This window comes from Streptomyces sp. NBC_00104 (genome assembly GCF_045160825.1).
Classification (GTDB): domain Bacteria; phylum Actinomycetota; class Actinomycetes; order Streptomycetales; family Streptomycetaceae; genus Streptomyces.
Map to the genome: position 1 here is coordinate 1,708,921 of NZ_CP108215.1, position 24,780 is coordinate 1,733,700.

The 24,780-nt window shown below is 71.7% G+C and carries 21 protein-coding genes and 1 pseudogene; 15 read left to right on the forward strand and 7 right to left on the reverse strand.

The window, feature by feature from the left end:
* Window positions 1-2 precede the first annotated feature (2 nt).
* From OG272_RS07340 to OG272_RS07370, 7 genes are all read left to right on the forward strand, one after another.
* The gene (locus tag OG272_RS07340; protein ID WP_405892921.1) at window positions 3-842 is read left to right on the forward strand and encodes an SGNH/GDSL hydrolase family protein; all 840 of its coding nucleotides are present in this window, start codon (window positions 3-5) and stop codon (window positions 840-842) included.
* 265 nt (window positions 843-1,107) lie between these two features.
* Complete coding sequence (locus OG272_RS07345; RefSeq protein ID WP_405892922.1) at window positions 1,108-2,448, forward strand: radical SAM protein; 1,341 nt, start codon at window positions 1,108-1,110, stop codon at window positions 2,446-2,448.
* Window positions 2,445-3,461: an aminotransferase class I/II-fold pyridoxal phosphate-dependent enzyme gene (locus tag OG272_RS07350; RefSeq protein WP_327730735.1), complete on the forward strand. Its 1,017-nt coding sequence runs from the start codon at window positions 2,445-2,447 to the stop codon at window positions 3,459-3,461. Before OG272_RS07345 ends, OG272_RS07350 begins: the two co-directional genes overlap by 4 nt.
* Window positions 3,458-4,267, forward strand: a complete 810-nt coding sequence (locus OG272_RS07355) for a methyltransferase domain-containing protein (RefSeq protein ID WP_327730734.1) — start codon at window positions 3,458-3,460, stop codon at window positions 4,265-4,267. The genes OG272_RS07350 and OG272_RS07355 overlap by 4 nt, the downstream gene beginning before the upstream one ends.
* A 240-nt stretch (window positions 4,268-4,507) precedes the next feature.
* Complete coding sequence (locus OG272_RS07360) at window positions 4,508-5,599, forward strand: IS630 family transposase (protein WP_327727918.1); 1,092 nt, start codon at window positions 4,508-4,510, stop codon at window positions 5,597-5,599.
* Between the two features lie 107 nt (window positions 5,600-5,706).
* A complete protein-coding gene (locus OG272_RS07365) occupies window positions 5,707-6,045 on the forward strand; it encodes a DUF4326 domain-containing protein (protein ID WP_327730732.1) in 339 nt (112 codons plus the stop codon).
* A 297-nt stretch (window positions 6,046-6,342) separates the two neighbouring features.
* Entirely contained in the window at window positions 6,343-7,002 is a 660-nt protein-coding gene (locus OG272_RS07370; protein WP_327730731.1) for a PASTA domain-containing protein, read from the forward strand.
* 163 nt (window positions 7,003-7,165) lie between these two features.
* Here OG272_RS07370 and OG272_RS07375 read toward each other — a convergent pair whose 3' ends face one another.
* The 3 genes from OG272_RS07375 to OG272_RS07385 all read right to left on the reverse strand — a co-directional run bounded on the left by OG272_RS07375 (window position 7,166) and on the right by OG272_RS07385 (window position 8,489).
* A complete protein-coding gene (locus OG272_RS07375; protein ID WP_405892925.1) occupies window positions 7,166-7,606 on the reverse strand; it encodes an SRPBCC domain-containing protein in 441 nt (146 codons plus the stop codon).
* 86 nt (window positions 7,607-7,692) lie between these two features.
* Complete coding sequence (locus OG272_RS07380) at window positions 7,693-8,028, reverse strand: metalloregulator ArsR/SmtB family transcription factor (RefSeq protein WP_326584307.1); 336 nt, start codon at window positions 8,026-8,028, stop codon at window positions 7,693-7,695.
* On the reverse strand, window positions 8,025-8,489 hold the full coding sequence (locus OG272_RS07385) for an SRPBCC family protein (RefSeq protein ID WP_327730729.1): 465 nt from the start codon (window positions 8,487-8,489) through the stop codon (window positions 8,025-8,027). Before OG272_RS07385 ends, OG272_RS07380 begins: the two co-directional genes overlap by 4 nt.
* Before the next feature lie 330 nt (window positions 8,490-8,819).
* On the opposite strand from OG272_RS07385, the gene purB reads away from it, so the two are divergent.
* Together purB and mug are read left to right on the forward strand one after the other, a co-directional pair.
* On the forward strand, window positions 8,820-10,262 hold the full coding sequence (gene purB, locus OG272_RS07390; protein ID WP_327730728.1) for an adenylosuccinate lyase: 1,443 nt from the start codon (window positions 8,820-8,822) through the stop codon (window positions 10,260-10,262).
* Complete coding sequence (mug, locus tag OG272_RS07395) at window positions 10,259-10,804, forward strand: G/U mismatch-specific DNA glycosylase (RefSeq protein WP_326585919.1); 546 nt, start codon at window positions 10,259-10,261, stop codon at window positions 10,802-10,804. The genes purB and mug overlap by 4 nt, the downstream gene beginning before the upstream one ends.
* Before the next feature lie 47 nt (window positions 10,805-10,851).
* On the opposite strand, the gene OG272_RS07400 is transcribed toward mug, so the two are convergent.
* On the reverse strand, window positions 10,852-11,289 hold the full coding sequence (locus OG272_RS07400; protein ID WP_327730727.1) for a hypothetical protein: 438 nt from the start codon (window positions 11,287-11,289) through the stop codon (window positions 10,852-10,854).
* A 327-nt stretch (window positions 11,290-11,616) separates the two neighbouring features.
* Here OG272_RS07400 and OG272_RS07405 point away from each other — a divergent pair, with 327 nt between their 5' ends.
* The gene (locus OG272_RS07405; protein ID WP_405892927.1) at window positions 11,617-12,774 is read left to right on the forward strand and encodes an ROK family protein; all 1,158 of its coding nucleotides are present in this window, start codon (window positions 11,617-11,619) and stop codon (window positions 12,772-12,774) included.
* A 236-nt stretch (window positions 12,775-13,010) separates the two neighbouring features.
* On the opposite strand, the gene OG272_RS07410 is transcribed toward OG272_RS07405, so the two are convergent.
* Window positions 13,011-13,772 carry a GntR family transcriptional regulator gene (locus OG272_RS07410; RefSeq protein WP_327730726.1) on the reverse strand — a complete coding sequence of 254 codons (762 nt, stop codon included), beginning with the start codon at window positions 13,770-13,772 and terminating at the stop codon, window positions 13,011-13,013.
* 215 nt (window positions 13,773-13,987) lie between these two features.
* The gene (locus OG272_RS07415; protein ID WP_326584300.1) at window positions 13,988-14,875 is read right to left on the reverse strand and encodes an RNA polymerase sigma-70 factor; all 888 of its coding nucleotides are present in this window, start codon (window positions 14,873-14,875) and stop codon (window positions 13,988-13,990) included.
* A 160-nt stretch (window positions 14,876-15,035) separates the two neighbouring features.
* On the opposite strand from OG272_RS07415, the gene OG272_RS07420 reads away from it, so the two are divergent.
* Window positions 15,036-15,869 (forward strand): alpha/beta fold hydrolase, encoded by an 834-nt coding sequence (locus OG272_RS07420; RefSeq protein WP_327730724.1) that lies wholly within the window; start codon window positions 15,036-15,038, stop codon window positions 15,867-15,869.
* A 123-nt stretch (window positions 15,870-15,992) separates the two neighbouring features.
* Here the strand turns inward: OG272_RS07420 and OG272_RS07425 are convergent.
* Window positions 15,993-16,826: pseudogene (locus OG272_RS07425) on the reverse strand (DMT family transporter); the annotation flags it as partial.
* 47 nt (window positions 16,827-16,873) lie between these two features.
* On the opposite strand from OG272_RS07425, the gene OG272_RS07430 reads away from it, so the two are divergent.
* From OG272_RS07430 to OG272_RS07445, 4 genes are all read left to right on the forward strand, one after another.
* The gene (locus OG272_RS07430; RefSeq protein WP_327730723.1) at window positions 16,874-18,313 is read left to right on the forward strand and encodes a PLP-dependent aminotransferase family protein; all 1,440 of its coding nucleotides are present in this window, start codon (window positions 16,874-16,876) and stop codon (window positions 18,311-18,313) included.
* A gap of 353 nt (window positions 18,314-18,666) precedes the next feature.
* Window positions 18,667-20,262, forward strand: a complete 1,596-nt coding sequence (locus OG272_RS07435) for an alkaline phosphatase D family protein (protein ID WP_326584297.1) — start codon at window positions 18,667-18,669, stop codon at window positions 20,260-20,262.
* Window positions 20,263-20,458: 196 nt separating this feature from the next.
* On the forward strand, window positions 20,459-21,985 hold the full coding sequence (locus OG272_RS07440; RefSeq protein WP_327730722.1) for an SWIM zinc finger family protein: 1,527 nt from the start codon (window positions 20,459-20,461) through the stop codon (window positions 21,983-21,985).
* Window positions 21,982-24,699, forward strand: a complete 2,718-nt coding sequence (locus OG272_RS07445; protein ID WP_405892931.1) for a DUF6493 family protein — start codon at window positions 21,982-21,984, stop codon at window positions 24,697-24,699. Before OG272_RS07440 ends, OG272_RS07445 begins: the two co-directional genes overlap by 4 nt.
* Window positions 24,700-24,780 lie beyond the last annotated feature (81 nt).

The following is a 24,780-nucleotide window of genomic DNA, read 5'->3' on the forward strand; positions in this document are numbered from 1 at the left end:
CCATGCAGACGAATCCCACATACTCCAGCCTTGTCACGGTCGGCGACTCCTTCACCGAGGGCATGTCCGACCTCCTTCCCGACGGTACGTACCGGGGCTGGGCGGACCTCCTCGCGGGCCGCATGGCCGCGCAGACGCCCGGCTTCCGGTACGCCAATCTCGCGGTGCGCGGGAAGCTGATCGGGCAGATCGTCGCCGAGCAGGTGGAGGTCGCGTCCGCGATGGAGGCGGACGTGATCACGCTGGTCGGCGGCCTGAACGACACCCTGCGTCCGAAGTGCGACATGGGCCGGGTGACCGGACTGCTGGAAGAGGCCGTGGAGCGCCTCGCCCCCTCCTGCAAACAGCTCGTCCTGATGCGCAGCCCCGGCCGCCAGGGCCCTGTCCTGGAGCGGTTCCGGCCACGCATGGAGGAACTGTTCGCCTGCGTCGACGGCCTGGCCGCCCGGCACGGCGCCCTCGTCGTCGACCTGTACGGCGCGCCTTCGCTGAGCGACCCCCGCATGTGGGACGTGGACCGGCTGCATCTGACGGCCGACGGGCACCGCCGGGTCGCCGAGGCGGTCTGGCAGGCACTCGGTTACGAGGCGGAGGACGCGGAGTGGCGGACGCCGATGCCCGTGACGCCACCGCCCGGATGGACCGCACGCCAGGTGGCCCACGCGCGGTTCGCCCGCCAGTACCTGCTGCCGTGGATAGGCCGCCGCCTCACGGGCCGCTCCTCGGGCGACGGCCGGACAGGCGCCCAGTTCAACGCCGAGCTGGGCAAAGCCTTCTGGGTCACCCCTGCGGACCACACCACCCCCGGCCCTGTGACGGACTGGCGACAGGTGGGGCCCTGACCCGGAGCCCGCCCGGCTGCCGTGCGGGCTCCGGGAGACCGATCGCGGCGCCGTCAGCTTTGGCATCGGGGTGCGATCGGGTACTCGTGGCGAAGGGCAGGTCCTCGGCCACACCGGCTGGTCAACGGTCTCCAGGTCACCAGTGGCCGTGTCGTGGACCGCGACAGGGCGGGGCGTGTCGTTGACGACGGATCGGATCGGGACACCGCGCTCCGCCTGCAGTTCGGCCCCTGTCGTCTGGGGCCCGTTCATGCATGATGACGGGATGAACCATGGCGACCAGCGCTTCCACGTCATCGTGCTGTCGAACTTCGCGAAGGGCTTCGACAAGTACGCGTTCGCTTACGGTAAGGCGGGGATTCCCGAAAGTACCTATCCCGACCGGTTCCACCTGCTGACCCGTGCGGAGTTGGGAATCGGCATCGGCAAGGCGCGACGCCTGCTGGACCGTCTGGCCATTCCGGGTGACCGGCTGCTGGTGCTGGAAACCATGGTGGACCCCGACAAGCTGGTGCCCAACGTGTCGACCGGCCTCGGCATGGAACTGCGCGAGGCTCGCATCCGGTTGTCAGCAGTCCACGAGCTCGACCAAGCGGGCGACGAGTTCACTCTGCGCCCGACGACCGTCGAGGATGCGATGGCGTCCTCCCTGCACCTGCACGGTTCGGCACTGCGTCGCTACGCCGACACGCGACCGCGCTCGGTGTCGCTTCTGCCGGTCGCCTCCGCCTGCCAGGCCCGCTGTTCGTTCTGCTTCTCCGCGGCTTCGATCTCCAGCGACCAGGCACCGGCACGGGTCCCGTGGGACGCGGTCGCCCAGTGGCTGGAGCGCGCCCGTGCGGCGGGTGCCGAGCGTGCGGTGATCACCGGCGGCGGGGAGCCCACGCTCATACCGTTCGAACAGCAGCTGCGACTGGTGTCCGCCTGTTCGGCGGCCTTCCCGAAGGTCGTCCTGATCACCAACGCGCACACCCTGGCGAAAGGCCGGCACGCTGATCGGGCCGACCGCCTCGCAGCCCTCAGCACGGCGGGCCTGAGCGTGCTGGCGGTCTCCCGGCACCATCAGGACGACGCCGTCAGCGAGCGGCTGATGATGCTGCGCACGCCGGTGAGCTCTGTCGTCGACACCTGGCGCGTGGAACGTGACCGCTGGCCGGGGCTGCGGATGAGGTTGATCTGTGTACTCCAGCACGGCGGCGTCGCCGACGCGGCCGAGGTCGCCGACTACCTTTCGTGGGCCGCGGCTCTCGGTGTCGAGGAAGTCTGCTTCAAAGAGCTCTACGTATCCACCAGCACCGAGTCGCTCTACTTCGACCGCGCCGCCAACGTCTGGAGCCGAGAGCACCAGGTGTCGCTGTCCCTCGTCACCGGGTTCGCCGAGCAGCACGGTTTCGAACTGGCGAGCCGCCTGCCCTGGGGGGCGCCGGTCTACCACGGCAGCTGGGACGGACGGCCGATGCGGATCGCCGCTTACACCGAGCCCAGTCTGCTCTGGGAACGCACCAGCGGGATCGCACGCAGCTGGAACGTCATGGCCGACGGACGCTGCTACGCCTCCCTGGAAGACCGGGCCAGCGAGATCGTGCCGGAAGGCGCGGCGGCATGAGGTTCGAGGAGTTCCTGGAATTCCGGCAGCGGCAACTCAGTGCTTCCTCGTCGCTTCTGGACGCCGCCGAGACCAACGTGTACCGGGCGCTTGCTCCGGTGCGGCCGGAACCGCCGACCGACATGAGTACGGTGCACCGGTGCGATCTCGCCCGTGCCTGGCTGCGGCGCTTCGAGCTGCCGGAAGAGTGGTCCGGCCACGCCATGGTCTGTCGAGGGGTCCGGCACGGGCTCGGTGTGGTGTTCCACTGGCTGCGCGCCGTGCACGCGCGGTTGTGGCTGCCCGGTGACGTGTACCCGGTCTACTTCGAGCTGGCCCGCGCTGCGGGCCTGGCGCCCATGTCCTATCCGACGCTGCCGGCGCCGGCCCTGCCGAGCTCGCCGGCGGACGACCGGCCCGAATACCTGCTGCTCGCCAACCCCAGCAAGCCGCTCGGCCGTTACCTGTCCGACGCCGAGTGCGCCTCGGTGATTTCGTGGTTGCGGGAATCACCACGCCGCCGCCTGCTGATCGACAGCGTCTACGACCTGGGAGCCCCGTTCGCCGCCGGCACACGGCGGTTGCTGGACACCGGTTGTGCGGTCCTGCTGCATTCGGTCACCAAGGGATGGCTGTGGCCACGCACGTTCGGCGTGGTCCTGCTGGGCCCGGCGCACGCCGCATTGGCCGAAGCGTTCCGGGCGGATCCGCCGACGCCGGCACAGCTGAGGCTCGCCGACCGTCTGCTGACCGAGCACAGCGACGTGCCCCGGCAGGTCGTCGACGAACTGGCCGCACGGGCTGAGCGGCTGTTCGAACGGTTGCCGGACGAAGTGCTCGGGGCGATTCCCACGGCGAGCCGGACGTGTCCCGGCAACTATTTCTTCCCGGTTGGAATCCCGGCGGAGACGCTCCAGCGTGAATGCGGCGTACTCGCCATGCCGGTCAGCGTGTTCGGGGAGAGCAGTTGGTCCGGCTCCATCCTGACCAGCCTTGCTGACGCTTTCGGCCCGACGCCGGTGGTGGCGCGATGAAGCCACTGGAGGACCTGGCCGTATACGACGATGCGGACTTCTACGATCAGGAGTTCACCGCACGCACCCACGACATCCCGTTCTTCCTCGACCAAGCGGTCCGGGCGGGCGGTCCGGTCCTGGAGGTGGCCTGCGGAACCGGGCGCATCACCCTGCCGATCGCGCGGGCGGGTGTCGAGGTCACAGGGCTCGACATCATGCCCTCGATGCTCGCGCGTGCCCGTCAGCGGGCCGAGGACGAGCGACTGCCAGTCGAGTGGCTGGAACAGGACTGCCGAGACATCCGCTCCGACAGGCGCTTCGCCCTGGTGTTCTCGGCAACCAACGCGATGCAGCACCTGCACGACCTGGATTCCGTGGTCGCGTTCCTCGCCTCGGCGCGAGACGTGCTGCGACCAGGCGGGACCCTGATCCTGGACGTCTTCAACCCCGACATGGCCAAGCTGTGCCGGCTCCCCGAGTCGCCCTACCACCACAAGTCGGTCGTGGACCGGGACGGGGCGAGGCTCGACGTGCGAGCGACGACCAGCTACGACGCCGCCGCGCAAGTGCTGCGCTTCACGCTGGACTACCTACGCGACGGCGTGTGCGTACGCACCAAGAAGGTCAGCATGCGCTGCTTCTTTCCCGAGGAACTCCTGGCGCTCTGCCGGCTGGCCGGTCTCGACGTCGCGCAGCGCTACGGGGACTACGATCGATCCCCGTTCACGAGCACCTCGCCGAAGCAGCTCCTGTTCTGCCGCTCCCGAACCGCCAACGGCCAGATCGGTGATCCGCCGTCGGTACCGGTCAGGCATCCGAGCTGAGCCGGCACCGCATTCCGGGCAACATGCCTGTTCGGAGGCCGCACGAGCGGTGATCCTCGCTGTCGCCCCCGCGTTCCGGACCAGGGCGTGTTTCGGAAGTCCCTTCTGCTCTGCGACGCCCGGCACGCACTCTCGCCGCACCGGACGCCGCAGAGCCGCCCTTCGGGCGACGAAGGGACTTCCGAAACACGCCCTAGTGTTCTGAGTCGGGAATTCTGTTCAGATGTATAGGCTTGCTCCATGGCACGGACGGGGCGGCCGAAGGCCGAGTTGACACTGTCGGACGAAGAACGGGCCGCACTCGAGGAGTGGGTGCGGCGACGTTCCACGCCGCAGGCATGGGCGTTGCGGTGTCGGATCATCCTGGCCTGCGCCGAGGGCGCCTCGAACAAGGACGTGGCTGCTCAGCTCGGTTCCACACCCCATGCGGTGGGCCGCTGGCGGGCCCGGTTCGTGCAGTACCGGATCGCCGGTCTGGGTGACATGCCGCGTCCGGGCGGCCCAAGGACCGTGACGGACGAGCAGGTTGCCGCGGTAGTCACCAAGACGCTGGAATCCACTCCGAAGAACGCAACGCACTGGTCGACGCGGTCGATGGCGAAGGAGACGGGCCTCTCGCAGTCGTCGGTTTCACGGATCTGGCGGGCCTTCGGCCTGCAGCCGCACCGGTCGGAGACCTTCAAACTGTCGACCGATCCGTACTTCGTCGACAAGGTCCACGATGTCGTCGGCCTTTACCTGGACCCGCCCGAGCGGGCCCTGGTGTTCTGCGTCGACGAGAAGTCGCAGATCCAGGCCCTGGACCGATCCCAGCCCGTGCTGCCAATGATGCCCGGGGTTCCCGAGCGGGTGACCCACGACCACGTCCGCGCCGGCACCACCACCCTGTTCGCCGCCCTCGAGGTCGCCACCGGCAAAGTGATCGGCTCCCTGCACCGCAGACATCGGGCTGAGGAGTTCAAGAAGTTCCTCACCAAGCTCGACAAAGAGGTGCCCGCCGACCTGGATGTCCACCTCATCTGCGACAACTACGCCACCCACAAGACCCCCGCCATCAAGAAGTGGCTGCCGGCCCACCCCCGCTTCCACCTGCACTTCACACCGACCGGCTCGTCCTGGCTGAACCTCGTCGAGCGATGGTTCGCCGAACTGACCAACAAGCAGATACGGCGCGGCGTTCACAGGTCCGTCCAAGCCCTGGAGAAGGACATCCGCAACTGGATCGCCGCCTGGAACACCGACCCGAAGCCCTACGTCTGGACGAAGACCGCAGACGAGATCCTCGAACGCCTCGCCAGTTATCTGAACAGAATTCCCGACTCAGAACACTAGTTGCCCCATGGGTACACCGTCCGGCGACGGCGTGCCGGCCAAGCGGCCCGAGTTGCTGCCGTACGAGGGCCCAGTAGCGTAGGGAGCCGCCGCACCGGGAGGCACGCGTGTCCACGACAGTGATCAACCTGAAGGGCCGCATCCGCGACTTCGGCCCCCGGCTGGAGTACGCCCCCAGCGACCTGGTGTACATCGGCCGCCGCTGGACCATGGGCCACTGGGACCTGCCGCAGCATCCGCTCTTCAACCCGTTCCAATACGACACCGAGAAGAAGAAGCGCGACGGGACGCGGGCCGAGGTGATGGCGAAGTACCGGGAGTACCTGACGGCCGCCCCCGAACTGATGGCCCTGGTGCCGGAGCTGCGCGGCAGGACGCTGGCCTGCTGGTGCGCGCCCGAGCCGTGCCACGGGGACATCCTGGCGGAGCTCGCCGACGAGCGGTGAGGGCCCGGAAGCCGCAGGTGCCGGCGGTGTCGACGGGGGCTGATGGCCGCGCAACCGGCTTCATAGGTTCCTCCGAAAAGACTCAGGCACACGAGGCCCCCGGCCGGGCAGGTGACCGGGGGTCCTCACGTTTCCGCGCGCACCAGCGCGGATCGCCCAAACAACGGGGCGGCGAAACCCGCCGCATCCACCCTGCACGCCCACCCGTTCAGGTCACGGAACCGCCACACACCCCACGCGCCTCGGTAACCCCTCATACGCTGCCTCCTCATGACAACCCGCACAACAGGGGCAACCATGGCCAACTGGAAAATCATCGGCAGCGTCATCGCAGGCGTACTCGTCCTCGGCGCCATCGGCAACGCCATCGACGGCAACGACCCCGCCGGCACGCCATCCGCAGCCACGAGCAGCAGCCCGAACGCGGCCGCCGACGGCAGGCAGAGCGCAGTCGCCGACGACAAGCCGAAGACCGAGAAGGCCACCGTCCCCAACTTCGTCGGCATGGGCCTCCAGAGCGCCCAGGACACAGCGCAAGACGCCGGGTTCCACAGCCTGAAGTCTCACGACTCCCTCGGCCGTGGCCGTCTGCAAGCCTTCGACCGGCACTGGAAGGTCTGCTCCCAAAACATCAAGGCCGGCACCAGCACGTCGACGGACACCGAGTTGGACTTCGGCGCCGTGAAGCTGGAGGAGGACTGCCCGGCCAAGGACCAGACCGAACCGTCGGCCGCCAGCGGAAGGATGCCCGACTTCACGGGCACGTCCGTGAACACCGCCCGCGCCGCGCTCGATTCCAGCACCTCGCTCACCGTGGAGGACGCGTCCGGCGAGGGCAGGTTCATCCTCATCGAGTCGAACTGGAAGGTATGCACCCAGACGCCGACGAAGGGCACGAAGCTGAACGGGCAGCCAGTGAAGCTCACCGCGGTCAAGTTCGAGGAGAGCTGCCTCTGAACGCGGCCGCGGCCCCTGGGCCACCCGGCTTCGGGGCCACCCGGCTTCGGGGCCACCGTCCACTCATGGGCGCTGCCGCTACACGTCGCCCAGGACTTCTTCGCGGGCGGCCTCGGCCTTCCGGACGAAGAGCTCGCTTCCGCCAGTACGTGGCGGGCAAGGTCTAGTGCCAGTTGCTGATCTTGACGTCGTGCGGCGCCGGCTCACCCTTGCCGGTTTCGACCAGCTTCTTGAGGCTCATCAGGAAGGTCGCCCACTTGGTGCTGCAGTGGTACATGAACTCCACCGGCTCCTTCCAGCCCTCGTGCCGGAACAACACGATCGTGAAGCCGTCCTCCTGCTTGAGCTCGAAGCGGATCCGCGTGCCGATCCACTCCTCGGGACCGTCGACGACCTCCCAGAGCACGCGTTCGGCGGGCTGAGCCTCCAGGACCTTCATGTCGAACCCGCCGGGCTCGAAGCGGAACCGGATCACTCCCCCGACCCTGCCGTCACCGTCCGTTTCCTCCGTCCACCAGCTCGCCAGCCCATCGACCGTGGTCAAGGCCGCGTAGACGGCGTCGGGAGACGACGTGACTCCGATCCTGTGCAGGATGTCCACCATCTCGATACCTCCTTCTCGTGCAACCGCCCGCATGCGGGCGGTTCATCAGCGCCGCCACGGATGCGGCGACGTGCGTTCGTGAGGTGTCAGCCCTCCTGGCTTCGCTGGATTGCTTCGGCGATCCGCTTGATGCGACGCAGCCGGGCGTCCCAGGTGGCCCCGACCGCCGACAACTGCGCGACCGCGCGGGCGAACTGGGCCTCGTCCACCTCGTAGAGACGCTCGCGTCCGGACGGCGTGACGTGGACCAGCCCGACCCGGCCGAGTACGGCGAGGTGTTTGGCGACCGCCTGCCGCGTGACCGGCAACTGCTCGCTCAGCGTGGTTGCCGTCCCGCCGCCCGCCAGCAGCAGGTCGAGCATCCGCCGCCGGACGGGGTCCCCCACCGCCGACCAGAGCTCGTCGTCGATGATGACGCTCATGGCGTCGACACCAGCCGAGCGACATACGTGACGAGGCGGGGCAGGAAGTAGTCCCAGCCGTTGACGTGCTCGCGGTACTGCTCCTCGAGCACGGCCGCCTCCCAGCCCTTCTCCCGGAACCCCTCCTCGCTGAAGCGCAGCAGTGTGCCCGTACCCGACGGGACCAGCTCGAAGGTGACCAGGAGCGAGTTGGCCGGCGTCGCGGCCTCACCCTCGCCGTACACCCACCGGAACGAGAACCGCCGGGGCGGATCGGCCTCCAACACGGTGACCGGGGCGACCTGCGCCTCCGGCGTAGACCTGTCGCCGAACGAGATGACCCCGGTGGCGCCGGGCACCGGCTCGAGTTCCGCTTCGTCCGGCCACCACTCCCGCAGGTGTTCGGGCTTGCTGATGACCTCGTAGACCACCTCGGGCGTGGCCTCGACGTGGATCTCCCGCTCGATGCTGCCGTACTCCATCCCACTCCCCTCCTCGTGCAACCTTTGGTTGCGCATTACCGTACGCCACCCCTCCGGCATGCGCAACCATTGGTTGCTCTAAGGATTCCCCGGCAGCAGGTCACTCATCTGCGGCGCCGCGCCGTCGCCGCTCCTCGCACCCGCAGCGAGCGCGACACCCTTGCGTACGCCGGGTGCCGGAACACGTCGGAGGCCGACCGCAGCGGCCGACGTCTCGCGCTCGTCTCACGGCCTCGGAGAACGCCCCTGTCCACAGCGCCCGCGACCTGGGCACTCTGGACAGGGTGGACGTTCCGGTGGCGCTCTGGACGCCGGGTAAACTCCGTCCACGTGACTTCTGCGCCAGCCAAGCCCCGTATCCCGAACGTCCTCGCCGGACGCTACGCCTCCGCCGAGCTCGCCACGCTCTGGTCGCCCGAGCAGAAGGTGAGGCTGGAGCGGCAGCTCTGGCTGGCCGTGCTGCGGGCCCAGAAGGACCTCGGCATCGAGGTGCCGGACGGGGCGCTCGCCGACTACGAGCGGGTCCTCGACACCGTCGACCTGGCCTCCATCGCCGAGCGCGAGAAGGTCACGCGGCACGACGTGAAGGCGCGGATCGAGGAGTTCAACGACCTCGCCGGGCACGAGCACGTGCACAAGGGCATGACGTCCCGCGATCTCACCGAGAACGTCGAGCAGCTGCAGATCAGGCTCTCCCTGGAGCTGGTCCGCGACCGTACGGTGGCCGTGCTGGCACGCCTCGGCAAGCTGGCCGGTGAGTACGGCGAGCTGGTCATGGCCGGCCGCTCGCACAACGTGGCCGCGCAGGCCACCACCCTCGGCAAGCGGTTCGCGACCGCCGCCGACGAGCTGCTCGTGGCGTACGGCCGCGTCGAGGAGCTGCTCGGCCGCTACCCGCTGCGCGGCATCAAGGGCCCGGTGGGCACGGCCCAGGACATGCTGGACCTGCTGGGCGGGGACGCTGCCAAGCTGGCGGAGCTGGAGGACCGGATCGCCGGGCACCTCGGCTTCGCGCAGGCGTTCACCTCCGTCGGCCAGGTCTACCCGCGCTCGCTGGACTACGACGTGGTGACCGCGCTGGTGCAGCTGGCGGCGGCGCCGTCCTCGCTGGCGAAGACGATCCGGCTGATGGCCGGGCACGAGCTGGTGACCGAGGGCTTCAAGCCCGGTCAGGTCGGTTCGTCCGCCATGCCGCACAAGATGAACACCCGCTCCTGCGAGCGCGTCAACGGCCTCATGGTCATCCTGCGCGGCTACGCCTCGATGACCGGCGAGCTGGCCGGCGACCAGTGGAACGAGGGCGACGTGTCCTGCTCGGTGGTGCGCCGGGTCGCGCTGCCGGACGCCTTCTTCGCGCTGGACGGTCTGCTGGAGACCTTCCTGACCGTCCTCGACGAGTTCGGCGCGTTCCCGGCCGTCGTCGCGCGCGAGCTGGACCGCTACCTGCCCTTCCTCGCCACGACCAAGGTGCTGATGGGCGCGGTGCGCGCGGGCGTCGGCCGTGAGGTCGCGCACGAGGCCATCAAGGAGAACGCGGTCGCCTCCGCCCTCGCGATGCGCGAGCAGGGTGCCGAGCGCAACGAGCTCCTCGACAAGCTCGCCGCCGACGACCGCGTCCCGCTGGACCGTGCCCAGCTCGACGCGCTCATGGCCGACAAGCTCTCCTTCACGGGTGCCGCGGCCGACCAGGTCGCCGTCGTCGTCGGCCGGATCGAGGAGATCGTCAAGCAGCGCCCCGAGGCCGCCGGTTACACGCCCGGAGCGATCCTCTGACCCGCTTCACCCAGGCCGAACTGGAGGCCGCCCGCGACCGGCTGGTGCCGGATGTCACCGCGGACGGCCTCCGGGTCCTTTTCTGCGGGATCAATCCGGGGCTGATGACGGCGGCGACCGGCCACCACTTCGCCCGCCCCGGCAACCGCTTCTGGCCCGTCCTGCATCTGTCCGGCTTCACGCCCCGGCTCCTCAAGCCGTCGGAGCAGGGCGAGTTGCCGTCGTACGGGCTCGGTATCACGAACGTCGTCGCGCGGGCCACCGCGCGGGCCGACGAGCTGACGCCGGAGGAGTACGTCGAGGGCGGGCGCCTGCTGACCGCCAAGGTCGAGCGGATCCGGCCGCGCTGGCTCGCGGTGGTCGGCGTGACCGCGTACCGGGCGGCCTTCGGCGACCGCAAGGCCTCCGTCGGGCCGCAGGAGCGGACCATCGGGGCCTCGCGTGTGTGGGTGCTGCCCAATCCCAGCGGGCTGAACGCGCACTGGACGGCGGCGACGATGGCGGAGGAGTTCGGGCGGCTGCGGGTGGCGGCGGAGGACTGACGGGCGCAGGACTTGACCGGCGGGGGTCGGCGCGGCGAGCCGGCGCCTCATGGTGGGGCGATCTCCGTTATCAGGGCGACGAGTTGGAACGGCAGCTCCTTGTCCCACTGGGAGACACCGAGGGCCACCCAGCGGCCGTCGGCCCGCCAGAGGTGCACGTCCGGGACGTGGGAGCTGAGCACCGCCCAGGGCTCGGGCAGGTCCTCGCCGTCCATGGACCGGTCGAGAACGCTCCACAGGCTGAACACGTCCGGTGCGCCCCAGCGTTCGGCCAGCCGCTCCGACAGGGCGTCCCGGTCCGCCTCGTACTGCTCCTCGGCCTCCTCCCGCCGCGTGCCGTCGTCCTCCCAGAAGTCGGCACTCGTCCGTAACTCGGCGACGTGATAGCCCGGTCCGGCCGTGCCGACGTCCGACCGGCCGGGCTCCGCCGGGAACTCCTCGGAGCACAGCCGGTCGATGACGGCGAGGTGCTGCGTGATGCTCATGCGGTCCAGTAAACCGGGCACCACTGACAATTGGCGCTGCGTCAGGAGGTCGTGCACGCGGTCCGGCCGGTCGTCGGAGCCGAGACGCCGGGTTCGCGGCGCGCGCGGCCCGGCCGGGAGCGCGGTCTGGACGGGCGCGCAGTCTGGACGGGCGCACGGCGGGCGGCCGTGGGGATGGCGAGCCGGGCGGCCGGGCGCCGGTGGTGAGGGTGGGCGGGCCGGGCGCCCGTGGTGGGATTCCGCAGGTCGGGGGCGTCAGGCACTCGCCGGGGTGCGTCGCGGCGAGTACGATCCGGCAGACACGGGCGCGAGCTGGGAGGACGGACGTTGGGGCGACTGACCGGCGGGGATCCTTCTCTGCTCCGAAGAATCAACTCGGCCGTGGTGCTGCACGCGCTGCGCGCCACGGACCACGCGACGCTCACCGAGATCACCACCGTCACCGGGCTGTCCCGGCCCACGGTCGAGGGCGTCGTCGAAGGCCTGGTCGAGGCCGGGCTGGTGGTCGAGCAGGCCGCCGAGGAGGGTGCCGCCCGGCGGCAGGGGCGCCCGGCACGGCACTACCGGTTCCGGGCCGAGGCGGGCCATCTGCTGGGCCTGGACGTGGGCTCGCACCAGGTGACCGCGCTGCTCGCGGACCTCGACGGGCGGGTGCTGGGCTCGCTGTCCAAGGACGTCTCCGAGTCCGCGTCGGCGGACGACCGGCTGGAGCGGCTGCGCTCGACCGTCGCCGAGCTGCTCCGCAGGTCCGGCGTCTCGCGCGGCTCGCTGCGGGCGGTGGGTGTGGGCAGCCCCGGGATCATCGAGGCCGACGGCGCCGTCCGCCTCTGCTCGGCCCTGCCGGAGTGGACGGGCCTGAACCTGGGTGAGCGGTTGAGCCGCTCCTTCAAGTGCTCCGTCCTGGTCGAGAACGACGCCAACGCCGCCGCCGTCGCCGAGCACTGGAAGGGCGCGGCCGTCGAGTCCGACGACATGGTGTTCGTACTCGCGGGGCTGAGTCCGGGCGCCGGTTCACTCATCGGGGGGCGGCTGCACCGGGGCTACGGCGGCGCGGCCGGGGAGATCGGCGCGCTGCACCTGCTGGGCCGCGAGGCCACCCCGGAGGCGCTGCTGTCGACCACGGGCGAGCCCCTGCATCCGCTCGACGAGCAGGCGGTCGCCGAGGTCTTCAAACACGCGCGCGAGGGCGACGAGCGGGCCCGCGAGGCCGTCGACCGTTTCATACAGCGCCTCGTCCACGACGTGACGGCCCTCGTCCTCGCCCTCGACCCCGAGCTCGTCGTCGTCGGCGGCTGGGCGACCGGCATCGACGACGTCCTCGATCCTCTCCGCCAGGAGCTGGCCCGCTACTGCCTGCGCCCGCCCCGCGTCGCCCTCTCCCGACTGGGAGAGGCGGCCGTCGCCATGGGCGCGCTCCGGCTGGCCCTGGACCACGTCGAGGAACAGCTGTTCGCGGTCGAGGGCACGGTGACGGCACGGCGCTGAGCCCGCGCCGGTGCCGTCCCGATGCCGACGCCGATGCCGTCCCCATGCTGGTGCCGGTGTCCGTCCCGATGCCGGTGCCGTCGTGGTGCCGGCGTCCGTCCCGATGCCGGTGCCGGAAACGCTGCCGAGCCCAGGACCGCCTCGGCCCCGCGGCCCCGGTACGCACAACGCCGCGCCCCGGAAGTCCGGGGCGCGGCGGGTGCGGCGGGTGCGGCTCGTAGGGACTGCCCGCGTCGTCAGGACGCGCGGCGCTCCGGGCCGTGGTGGATCTCGACGCCGCCCGAGTCGCCGAAGGTCAGGCGGCACGTGTCAGCGCGGTAGGTGGCCATGGAGACGGCCGCCGTGCGCCCCTCGGCGAAGAAGCGGGTGGTGACGACGAGGACGGGCGCGCCGGGCAGCCGGTCGAGTTCCTTGGCGTCGTCCGCGCGGGCGGAGCCCAGCTCCACCGAGCGGTCCTGCCCCTCCAGCTCCAGGCGCTGCAGCTCGCGCAGCACGGCACGCGCGCGTGCGGCGCCGGAGGGCGTGTCTATGGCGGACAGGGCGGGCACCGAGCCGGCCGGGATGTAGAGCAGCTCGGCGGCGACGGGCTGGCCGTGCGACATGCGGGAGCGGCGCACGACGTGCACCTGCTCGCCGTGGACGCTCTCCAGCATGTCGGCGACCGCGGCGGGCGGCGCCGCGGCCGTGCAGTCCACGGCCTGCCAGGTGTCGCCGACGGTGCCCGGCCACGCGTGCTGCTCGGTGCCGACCGCGACCCCCACGCGCGGGGGTGCCACGGTGGTGCCGACGCCGCGGCGGCGCTGCAGGCGGCCCTCCAGTTCGAGCTGCTCCAGCGCTTGGCGGAGGGTGGCCCGGGCGACGCCGAAGCGGGCCGCCAGGTCACGTTCGTTGGGCAGGATCTCGCCCACCGAGAACTCGGAGTCCAATGCCTCACTGAGCACGGTCTTCAGATGCCAGTACTTCGGTTCCGGCACCGATTCCAGCTGCTGGGTCCCCACCCTGTCCTCCGCTGCTTCGCCGTGGCCCGGCGGCGTTTTTAGCGCCCTTGTTTATTAAAGGTTGTTGCACTTTCCTGCGACCATAGGCCTGCCCCCACCCTTGGTCAAGACCAATCATCGAACGCCCGGCCACCCGACGAGTCGTACGCACGACAGCGTTCATCGAGGCTTCACGGCCGCGAGGCGCACGAGGCCGAGTACCAAGGACGTACGGCCTACTGATCCAGCGTCAGGGAGAGCAGCTTCTCCGGGTTGCGCACGATGTAGACGCACTGGATACGGCCGTCGGCGACATCGAGTTGGAACACGCTGTCGACCTTGGCGCCCGACAGGAGGACCACCGCGAATCCGCCGTTGATCTCCATGAAGCGGAACGACGCGTCGACGAGGCCCTTGCGGGAGACACCGTGCACGAACCGTCCCACCTTGTCGGCGGTTTCGAGGACACGCACGGGGGCCTTGCTCAAGCCGCCGGCGTCGCCCACGAGACGGACGTCGGGGGCCAGCAGCGACATCAGGCCGTCCAGGTCGCCGTCGGCCGCGGCGGCGAGGAACCGCTCGGTCAGCTCGCGGCGTTCGGCCGGGTCGACCTCGTAGCGCGGGCGCCGCTCGTCGACGTGCCGGCGGGCCCGCCCGGCGAGCTGGCGCACGGCGGACTCCGTGCGGTCGATCATCGCCGCGATCTCGGCGTGCGGGTAGCCGAAGGCCTCCCGGAGCACGAACACCGCGCGTTCCAGGGGCGAGAGGGACTCCATGACGACGAGGACGGCGAGCGAGACGGTGTCGGCGAGGACGGCCCGCTCGGCGGTGTCCGGGACGGTCGCCGCGTAGTCGGTGGCGTACGGCTCGGGCAGCCACGGACCGGGGTAGGCCTCGTTGCGGGACTGCACCTGGCGCAGCCGGTCGATCGCGAGCCGGGTGGTGACGCGGACCAGGTAGCCACGCGGTTCGCGCACGTCGGACCGGTCGGCGCCGGACCAGCGCAGCCAGGCCTCCTGGACCACGTCCTCGGCGTCGGCGACCCGGCCGAGCATGCGGTAGGCGACTCCCATGAGGACGGGGCGGTGTTCTTCGAAGACGTCGGTCGCGATGTCGGTGGTCACCGTTCCATCCCATCGCGAGGGACGCGGCCCTGTCCAGGCGATTCCGACGACGCGCGCGGGCTTGTTACTCCCGAGGACTACCGGCCGGTAGCAGTTGCTGACAAGCTGTCTACGAACGCCGTACACCTGCGCGCCCGCCTCACAGACGAGGAGCTGCTCCATGTCCGCCGCCACGGTCTCCTTCCAGGTCCCCTCCCCGCTCGGCCCGCGGCCCGTGACGGTCTCCTACACGCGCGAGGGCACCGGCGAGCCGCTGCTCCTGCTGCACGGCATCGGCCACCACCGGCAGGCCTGGGACCCGGTGACGCACATCCTGGCGGCCGAACGCGAGGTCATCACCGTGGACCTGCCCGGCTTCGGCGAGTCCCCCGCGCTGCCGGACGGCCTCTCCTACGACCTGCCCACGACGACCGCCGTGTTCGGCGCCTTCTGCGAGGCGCTGGAGCTCGACCGCCCGCATGTGGCGGGCAACTCCCTGGGTGGTCTGCTCGCCCTGGAGCTGGGCCGCGAGAAGCTCGTACGGTCCGTCACGGCCCTGTCCCCGGCCGGTTTCTGGAACGAGGCCGAGCGGCGTTACGCGTTCGGCGTCCTGCTCACCATGCGGCACATCTCGCGGCGGCTGCCGCTGCCCCTGGTCGAGCGGCTGTCGCGTTCGGCAGCCGGCCGCACCGCCCTGACGAGCACCATCTACGCCCGCCCGAGCCGCCGTTCACCCGAGGCGGTGGTCGCCGAGACCCTCGCGCTGGCCGGGGCGACCGGGTTCGACGACACCCTCCGGGCAGGCGGCAGCGTCCTGTTCACCGACGACATCCCGGGGCTTCCGGTCACCGTGGCCTGGGGCACGCGGGACTGGCTGCTCGTGCGCCGTCAGGGCCTCCGCGCCAAGCGGGTCATCCCCGGCGCCCGGCTGGTACGGCTGCCCGGCTGCGGCCACTGCCCCATGAACGACGACCCCGCCCTGGTCGCCCGCGTCATCCTCGACGGCAGCCGCTGACTCGACGGCGGCCGCTGACTCGACGGCGGCCGCTGACCGGCGGCGTGCCGACGCCCCCGATCCCAGGGCGACTCCGGCGCCCACCAGCGCGCTGCCGACGGCCTGCGCGGCGCCGTAGGAGCCCGTGCCGACGAGGGGTGCCGTGCAGGCGGCGGCCACCGGGATGAGGCCGGAGAAGAGGGTGGCACGCTCGGCGCCGATGCGCTGCATGCCCATGTACCAGCACACGAACCCGATGACCGTGACGACCGCCGCCTGCCACAGCAGCGCGGCGGTCTCCGTGGTGTCCGGGCGGCGCAGCCATGCGCCGCCGTCGACGACCAGGCCGACGGCGGCCGACTCGATCGCGGCGACCGCGCAGACGGTCGCCGACAGGAGCCTCGGTCCGAGCGGTCGCAGCACCGGCACGGCCAGCACCGCGAAGCCGACCTCGCCCACCAGCGCGCACACCGAGAAGGCGATGCCCACGCCGTCCGTACGACCCCATCCCTGGACGGTGGACGCGCCTGCCGCGACCAGCAACGCCCCGTAGAGAACCAGCCGTTGTGGACGCCGGCCCTCCATCAGGGGGACGAGGACGGCGACGACCACCGGGGCGCAGCCCACGAAGACCCCCGGTACCGCCGGTTCCGCCGTGCGTTCGGCGGCGATCACGGCAATGTTGAAGCCGAGCATGCCGACCGCCGCGAGCAGGCCGAGCCGCGCCCACTGCCGTGCGGTCAGGCGACGCAGGGGGGCCGTGCCGCCCGGGCCGAGGAGCGGGAGCAGCAGGAGGCAGGCGAGGCCGTAGCGGAGGAACTGGCCGCCGGCGTACGGGTACTCGCCCAGGACGCTGTTGGCGGTGAAGGAGCCGCCGACGAGGACGCAGGCGAGGGCGGCGAGGAGGGTTCCGCGGGTGCCTGCGGCGGGCGTCGCCGTGGAGCTCGTGGCGGTGGTCCGCGCGGTCATGGCTTTCATGGCCGTGACGCTAGGGACGCGGGCGGTCCGGATTAAGGTCCACTTTCATGACGTCATCGGGGACCAATGCGGAGACGAGGGATCCCTCCAGGCCCGTCGCATGGACCGCCGCCTGGGAGTTGCTGCTGCCGGTCGCCGACGCGCCCGCACGCGCGCGTGGGCGGACCCTGCAGGCGGCGCTGCGGGAGGCGATCCGGTCGGGGCGGCTCTCGCGGGGGACGCGGCTGCCGGCGAGCCGGGAGCTGGCCGCCGATCTCGGGGTGTCGCGCGGGCTGGTGACGGAGGCGTACGAGCAGTTGGTCGCGGAGGGGTATCTGCGCAGCGGCCGGGGTGCCGGGACCTGGGTGGGCGCCGCCGTGCGGGCCGCCCTTCCACGCGCGCGTGACCGCGCTCCGCGCTCCCCCGGGGCCCGCGCCGACTTCGTGCCCGGGACGCCGGACCTGTCGCTGTTCCCGCGTGCCGCGTGGGCGGCGGCCCAGCGCGGAGTGCTCGCGGAGCTGCCCCATCAGGCACTGGGCTACCCCGACCCGCGCGGCCTGCCCCGGCTGCGTACGGCCCTCGCGGAGTTGCTCGTCCGGCGCCGGGGCGTGGTCGCCGACCCCGAGCGGATCGTCGTGGTCTCCGGGGTGGCGCAGGCGACGACCCTGCTCGGATTCGTGCTCCACGCGCGCGGGATACGCACGGCCGGCGTCGAGGACCCGGGCAGCCCCGAGCACGGGACGCTGTACTCCGCCGCCGGGCTCGACACCGTGCCGCTGCCGCTGGACGAGGAAGGGCTGGCCGTCGGGCCGCTGCGGGAGTCCGGGGTGCGGGCGGTGGTGACGACGCCGGCGCATCAGTTCCCGTCGGGGATCGCGTACTCCGCGCGGCGACGGGCCGAACTGCTGGACTGGGCGCGGGCGGTGGACGGACTGATCGTCGAGGACGACTACGACGGGGACTTCCGCTACGACCGCGCGCCGGTGGGCGCGTTGCAGGGGCTCGACCCCGAGCGGGTGGCGTACGCCGGGTCCGTCAGCAAGTCCCTCGCGCCCGGGCTGCGGCTCGGCTGGCTCCTCGTACCGGCGTCGCTGGCGGAGGAGGTCGTCGAGCGCAAGCGGACCATGGATCTCGGCCATCCCACCCTCGACCAGGCGCTCTTCGCCCGGTTCGTGGAGCGGGGGGACTACGACCGGCAGCTGCGGCGGTGTCAGCGGGCCTATCGGGAGCGGCGTGACGCGCTGGTCTCCGCGCTCGACGAGCACTTTCCCGGGGCGGAGGTGTCCGGGATCGCGGCAGGGCTGCACGTCATCGCCGCGCTGCCCGATCGCTACGGGCCGCTCGACCGTTTCCTGGAGCGGGCGGCGGCCGCGGGGGTCGCGGTGCGGGGGCTGGCGCAGTACGGGCGGGTGCCTGACGAGGGGGTGCGGTTGGTTCTGGGGTACGCGCATCTGTCTCCCGCGCGGATTCGGGAGGGGGTGGGGGTGCTGGCATCGGCGGCCGGGTGACCTGTGGGTTTTCCTCGCCCCCGCCGCCCCTACCCGTCCTGTCCCAGGGGCTGCCGCCCCTTCGACCCCGCTCAGGTGAGTTCTTCGGCTGCGGGTGGGGGGAGCGGGTCGCGCAGTTCCCCGCGCCCCTGAAAGACTCCGGGCGCGCCCCATGCCTTCAGGGGCGCGGGGAACTGCGCGAGCAACCACACTGCACCCGCACCCGCCAACACACCGCCCCCCGAGCTCTCAGACGGCGTCGGTGCTTCCTTCCTCCCCCGGCCAGTTGTTCACTTGTCGTTTCCGTGTGCGCTGCGGCGTACCCGTAGTTGTGGCTGTGCACATTGGCCGGATCCGTCGCTGGAGGCGCATTCATGTCACACCGTCCGCCGAGTTCCCTGCCCGGTCGCCGCAGCGTGCTGCGCGGCTCGCTCGCCACGTCGGCGGCGCTGGCGCTGCCGGGTTCCGTCGCGCTCGGCTCGGTGCCGGCGCTGGCCCTGTCGGGACGGCCGAAGGCCGGCTGGGGTGTGCAGGCCGGGGACGTGACCGCGCACTCCGGGCTGGTGTGGGTACGGTCGGACCGTCCGGCGCGGATGATCGTCGAGACGTCCGCCACCGAGTCGTTCCGCGACCCGCGCAGATGGCACGGCCCGCTGCTCGGCGCCGGCACGGACTTCACCGGTACGACGCGGCTGCGCGGTCTGCCATCGGGCGAGCAGATCCACTACCGGGTGCTGCTCGCCGACCCGGACGACCCGCGCCGCACCGGCGAGCCGGTCACCGGCACGTTCCGTACGACATCGCTGAAACGGCGCTCCGGGGCGCGGTTCGTGTGGTCGGGCGACCTGGCCGGGCAGGGCTGGGGGATCAACCCCGACCGCGGCGGCTACCGCATCTTCGACGCGATGGGCGCGCTGGACCCGGACTTCTTCCTGTTCAGCGGCGACACGATCTACGCCGACGGCCCGATCGCGGCGACGGCGGCGCTCCCCGGCGGCGGCACCTGGCGGAACGTCACCACCGAGGAGAAGTCCAAGGTCGCGGAGACGCTGGCCGAGTTCCGGGGCAACTTCCGCTACAACCTGCTGGACGAGAACCTGAAGCGGTTCAACGCCCAGGTCCCGGCGATCGTGCAGTGGGACGACCACGAGGTCACCAACAACTGGTACCCGGGCGAGATCCTCACCGACACCCGGTACACCGAGAAGAGCGTGGACGTGCTGGCGGCACGGGCGCGGCGGGCCCTCGGCGAGTACTTCCCGATCTCCACGCTGCGGCCGGGCGCCCGGGAGGGCCGGGTGCACCGCGTGCTGCGCCACGGCCCCCTGCTGGACGTGTTCGTGCTGGACATGCGGACCTACCGCAACGCCAACTCGCCAGGCACGCAGACCACCGACGCGGTGGGCATTCTCGGCGCCGAGCAGCTGGAGTGGCTCAAGCGGGAGCTGTCGCGGTCGCGGGCGGTGTGGAAGGTGATCGCCTCCGACATGCCTCTCGGCCTGGTCGTACCGGACACCGGGGACGGCAAGCCGAACGTCGAGGCCGTGGCACAGGGCGACCCGGGCGCGCCGCTCGGGCGGGAGCTGCAGATCGCCGAGCTGCTGCGGTTCATCAAGCACCGGAAGATCACCGGCACGGTGTGGCTGACGGCCGATGTGCACTACACCTCGGCGCAGCACTACCAGCCGTCGCGGGCCGCCTTCACCGACTTCGAGCCGTTCTGGGAGTTCGTCTCCGGCCCGCTCAACGCCGGCGCCTTCCCGGCGAACGCGCTGGACAACACCTTCGGTCCCGAACGGGTGTTCATGAAAGCGCCGACCACGGCGAACGTGTCCCCCGCGGGCGGCTACCAGTTCTTCGGCGAGGTCGACATCGACGGTCACAGCGGGGAGTTGACGGTACGGCTGCGGGAGCAGGACGGGACCGTGCTCTACACGAAGGTGCTCCAGCCGGGTCGCGTCGGGCAGTGACCCCCGTGTCGTAGACCGATCGCCGGCCGACGCCCGCCGCCCCATCTGCCGCCTCACCGGCCGGCTCACCGGCCGGCTCACCGGCCGGCTCACCGGCCGGCTCACCGGCCGGCCGGATCATCTCACCGGCTCGTTCCCGCAGGCTCGTTCTCGCAGGTCAGGGCCGATTGTCAGTGGTCGCTTCTACGGTTTTCCCATGACGCGATCTTTGCAGGCCGTGGCCTACACGCGACCCTCCGTGCTGGAGTCCGTGGCGGGCGGACACCGGCTGGGGCTGGAGACCTCACGGGGTGCGACCCCGACGGGGTTCGAGGACCATCCGCGGTTCTTCACGGGCTTCCTGACCTCCCCTCAGGTGGCCGCGGCGGGGCTGCTGGCGGTGGCCGACGTGGCGGCGGCGCGGTACCACCAGCAGCAGCTGCGGGCGTCGCTGGACCCGGTGGTGACGGGCAACGGGGACCGGCTGCGGTTCGAGTCGTTCTCGGGCTGCGGCGGGGTCTACGCCCGCCTGGACGTGCTGAAGCCGGGCCTCGACGGCGGCGAGGTGGGTCATGGCACGACCAATGTGGACGTCAACAACCCGCTGCGGGAGGCGCTGTCCCGGATCGGCGGGGACGATCCGCTCCATCTACGGGTCGGCCCCGAGGAGTTGGCGGTGACCACGGCCGCCGGTCCGGTGGTGGAGAAGAAGGTGCCGCTACCGGACCGCTGGCTGCGTGGTTTCGCCGAGGCCCAGGTGATCGCGGCCGGGTTCGATCTGCGGGCCGAGCTGCCGGCCGCCGAGGCGGTGCGCTTCCTGCGGTCACTGCCGCGTGGTGGCTCGCGCGGGGCCTCGCGGGGCGCCCAGTGGGTCGTGCCCGCCGGACGCGCCCTGCGGCCGACCACCCGGCCCGTCCCGGGCGCGGTGTGTCTGCCGGGCCCGGAGCGGCTGGTCGCCCTGCAGCGGGTCCTGCGCCATGCCACGGCCCTGCGCGTCTACGGTCCGCCCGCCACTGGTCAGGCCGCTCTCGCCAGTGCCTGGGAAGTCGTGTTGCCGGGCATGCGGCTCACCCTCACGCTGTCCCCGGAGGCCGCACGGGGCTTCTCCGGCGAGGGCGGTGTCCTGGACGCCCTCGCCACGGACGAGGCCGCCGAGGACGCGGAGCTGATCGCGGTCCTGCTGGCCTGGGAGCCGCGCGTCGACGTCGGGGACCTGGCCGCCTCCTCCGGCCTGCCGGCCGAGCGGGTGCGGGCGGCGCTGACCCGGCTGGGCACCTCGGGACGCGTCGGCTACGACACGGCGGAGGCCGCGTACTTTCACCGCGAACTCCCCTACGACGCCGACCGCGTCGAGCGCCACAATCCCCGCCTGCGCTCGGCCCGCGCCCTCGTGGCCGCGGGAGCCGTCTCCCTGGAGAACGGCCTCGGCACGGTCACCGCCGAGGACGGCCATGTCCACCGGGTACGGGACAGCGCGGGCACCCTCAGCTGCTCCTGCCTCTGGTGGGCGAAGTACCGGGGCGGCCGCGGTCCCTGCAAACACGCGCTGGCCGTGCGCATGGTCCGCCGCGGCGCGACGGCGGAACCGGGCAGGGCCGAGACCGGCGCCGAACGGGTCGGGACACCGACCGGCCCCGGGCCGGGCGGGCAGCGGGGCGGGGCGCGGGCCGAGACCAAGCCTGATGGCACACGGGCCGACGCCGGACAGGTCGACGGGGCACGGATCGAGGGGGGCGCGCGATGAGTTCGCAGGCGCTGATCAGCGCGGTGCGGTCGGGGAACCTGAGCGACCTCGTCGCTCAGGTGGACGGCATGACGGACGGCGAACGTCGCGCGTGCATGCCGGAGTTGCGACAACTGCGCAAGGAGTTGCGGGCGGAGCCCTGGGATTTTCGGGCCCAGCGGGCGTATCCGGCGCTGCACGCGGCGGGCGCCGCCTGCCAGACGGGGGCCGCCGCCGTGGCGACCTGGCTCACCGGGTCCGAGCTGCGCTGGCGGCAGGCACCGCCGTCGGTCCTGATCGACGTGCTCGGTGACCGCGATCCCGACTGGCTCGCCGACGTCGTGCACCGGCTGGCGGAGCGCCCGCTCTCCGCCGACGTCCCGTACGAGCTGATGGCCGGCCTGGTCCGGCTCGCGGGCTGCCCGGTGCCCACGTCCGAGGCCTATGTGCGGGGCTGGATGGACCACATCGGCCGGACGCGCCGGGAGGCGGGCACGGTCATCGGGAACCTGCGCAAGGATCCGCATCTCAGGGAACTCGTCGCCGCGCTGTTCGAGATCGAGGAGATCGGCGCCCGCAGCGACTGGCGGTACGGCGACGGCCTGAACGACTGGACGTACGCCCTGACCCAGCTGACCCGGGTAGGCTTCCTGGACCGCAAGGTCATGGTCGACGGGTGTGTGGCGCGGCTGCTGCGCGGCGGCGGCTCCGCGGCGGACAACAAGGTCTTCCTGGGCCTGTTGACCGCGCTCGACCTCACCCGCGACGAACAGCGCGAGCGGATCCCGGACTGGACCGCCCTGTGCTCCGAGGCCCCCTCGACGGTGGCTGCGCACGCCCAGTCCGTCCTCGCGGGCTTCGCGCTGGACGACGAGCTGGGGTCGCGCCGGCTCGCCGAGATGTCCGGCGCGGTGCTCTTCCGCACCGAGAAGAAGCTCGTCCGGGCCCAGCTCATGTTGCTGGGCAAGGTGCTCAAGCGGGAGCCGTCCACCGTGGCCGCGCTGCTGCCCGTGGTGGCCCTGGCCTTCGGGCACGAGGACACGGATGTGCAGGAGCGGGCGCTGAAGCTGGTGGAGCGGCACCTCGGCGACCTCGATTCCGACACCGACCTCGACCTCGATTCCGACACCGACTGCGACACCGACTCCGGCCCAGACGGCGGCGCCACGATCAGCGTCCGGGACGAGATCGCCGACGCTGCCGCCCGGTTGAGCCCCGGCCTGCGCGCCCGGGCCCGGCAGCTCCTCGGTGTCGCGGCCGCCGCACCCGCCCCCGAGGTCCACGAGGAACTGCTGCCGCCGGTGCCCCTGCCGACGCGCCTCGCGCCGGCGCCGGAGACGTTGGCCGAGCTCACCGAGGAGGTCGGCGCCCTGCTGGCCGCGCGCGACGAGGGCGCCGTGTTCGAGCGGACACTGGACGGGCTCGTACGGCATGCGCACCGCGACCGGGAGGCGCTGGTGGAGGCCCTCGGGACGACGACCGCCCGCGGCTGGTGGGACGGGATGAGCCCGGCCGCCCTCGACCAGCACTTCCGCACCAGGCCGCACGGCCTGGCGCTCGTCATCGCCACCCTCTTCGAACGGGTGGACACCGAGACGCTGCGTTCGGTGCGGTACGGGGCCGCCGAGTCCTCCGGCTGTGTGCACGACGGCCTGCTCTGGGCGTTCGACGCCCGGCTGCGGGAGATCTCGTACCGGATCCGTACCGACCCGCTGCCGTTCCTGCTGTCGACGCCCAGCTGGAGCACGGGTTCGCTGGAACCGGCGGACCTGGTGGAGCGGCTGGACGCCTACCGGCGGTCGGGGGCCCGCCCGGGCGAGGTGGACTTCGCGCAGGCGCTGCTCCGCGTGCGCCGCGACGACCCGGCCGCGCTCGCGTCCGCCGCGGTGGCGGCTCGGGAGCTGGGCACGAGGGCAGGGGACCGGCTGGCCGAGTGGCTGCTGACCGAGGTGCCGTCCCAGCCGTTGGAGCGCAGCCGTACGGCCGGGCCCCGAATCCTGGTGGAGTTCGGTGAACTGCCCGAGTTGCAGGGCGAGTCGTTCCCACCGGAGTTCCGTCGGCTGGGCCGCCCGCTGTCCGTGTACGCGGAGCGCTCGTACTGCCACCACTGGGGCGACACGAACTGGCGGCACTGGCTGGCCATGGTGCCGAACCGGCCGGAGCTCGTGGCGGGGCGCGTCCTGCGCGATCTCTCGATGAGTGTCATCGACGACGGCACACAGGCCGGGTTCTCGTTCCTGCCGGTACTCGCCGAGGCGGAGGGCGAAGCGGGTCCGGCCGTGCATCTCTGCGTCGCCTACGGGCTGGGCGCGCGGCGCCCGGAGGACCGGCTCGCCGCTGTGGACGCCTTGCTGGTGCTGGCGGCTCGTGGGCAGTTGGACGCGGAGCGGCTGGGCGCCGACCTGGGAAAGCTCGCGGCGCTGGGAAGCGTGAAGCCGTCGCGGCTCGCCGAGGCGATACGGACGGTCGCGGCGACCGGGGCGTACGGCACCGGCTGGTCGGTGCTGCGGAACACCCTGCCGCCGCTGCTGGCCGAACTCGCGGGCGAGGGGGCGGCGAAGACGCCGGCGCGTGGCCTCGGAGATCTCCTGGCCGTCGCCGCCGAATGCGTGGAGCGGTCCGGGGCACACGGGGAGCTGCCCCATCTCGCCACGGCGGCTCAGCGGCGGGGCTCGTCCCGGCTGGTGACCCAGGCCCGGCGGCTGCGCGCGGCGCTGGCGGAGGCGCCCGTCTGACCTCTACGGTCACCGTTGGCATCGGTTCCGACAGCATCAGTCATACAAAAAGCAACAAAGGGTGCGGAACGATGCTTTTAC

Coding starts and splice junctions, on each gene's coding strand:
- OG272_RS07340 (WP_405892921.1), top strand. CDS start 3: ATGCAGACGAATCCCACATACTCCAGCCTTGTCACGGTCGGCGACTCC.
- OG272_RS07345 (WP_405892922.1), top strand. CDS start 1,108: ATGAACCATGGCGACCAGCGCTTCCACGTCATCGTGCTGTCGAACTTC.
- OG272_RS07350 (WP_327730735.1), top strand. CDS start 2,445: ATGAGGTTCGAGGAGTTCCTGGAATTCCGGCAGCGGCAACTCAGTGCT.
- OG272_RS07355 (WP_327730734.1), top strand. CDS start 3,458: ATGAAGCCACTGGAGGACCTGGCCGTATACGACGATGCGGACTTCTAC.
- OG272_RS07360 (WP_327727918.1), top strand. CDS start 4,508: ATGGCACGGACGGGGCGGCCGAAGGCCGAGTTGACACTGTCGGACGAA.
- OG272_RS07370 (WP_327730731.1), top strand. CDS start 6,343: ATGGCCAACTGGAAAATCATCGGCAGCGTCATCGCAGGCGTACTCGTC.
- OG272_RS07375 (WP_405892925.1), bottom strand. CDS start 7,606: ATGGTGGACATCCTGCACAGGATCGGAGTCACGTCGTCTCCCGACGCC.
- OG272_RS07380 (WP_326584307.1), bottom strand. CDS start 8,028: ATGAGCGTCATCATCGACGACGAGCTCTGGTCGGCGGTGGGGGACCCC.
- OG272_RS07385 (WP_327730729.1), bottom strand. CDS start 8,489: ATGGAGTACGGCAGCATCGAGCGGGAGATCCACGTCGAGGCCACGCCC.
- OG272_RS07400 (WP_327730727.1), bottom strand. CDS start 11,289: ATGAGCATCACGCAGCACCTCGCCGTCATCGACCGGCTGTGCTCCGAG.
- OG272_RS07420 (WP_327730724.1), top strand. CDS start 15,036: ATGTCCGCCGCCACGGTCTCCTTCCAGGTCCCCTCCCCGCTCGGCCCG.
- OG272_RS07430 (WP_327730723.1), top strand. CDS start 16,874: ATGACGTCATCGGGGACCAATGCGGAGACGAGGGATCCCTCCAGGCCC.
- OG272_RS07435 (WP_326584297.1), top strand. CDS start 18,667: ATGTCACACCGTCCGCCGAGTTCCCTGCCCGGTCGCCGCAGCGTGCTG.
- OG272_RS07440 (WP_327730722.1), top strand. CDS start 20,459: ATGACGCGATCTTTGCAGGCCGTGGCCTACACGCGACCCTCCGTGCTG.
- OG272_RS07445 (WP_405892931.1), top strand. CDS start 21,982: ATGAGTTCGCAGGCGCTGATCAGCGCGGTGCGGTCGGGGAACCTGAGC.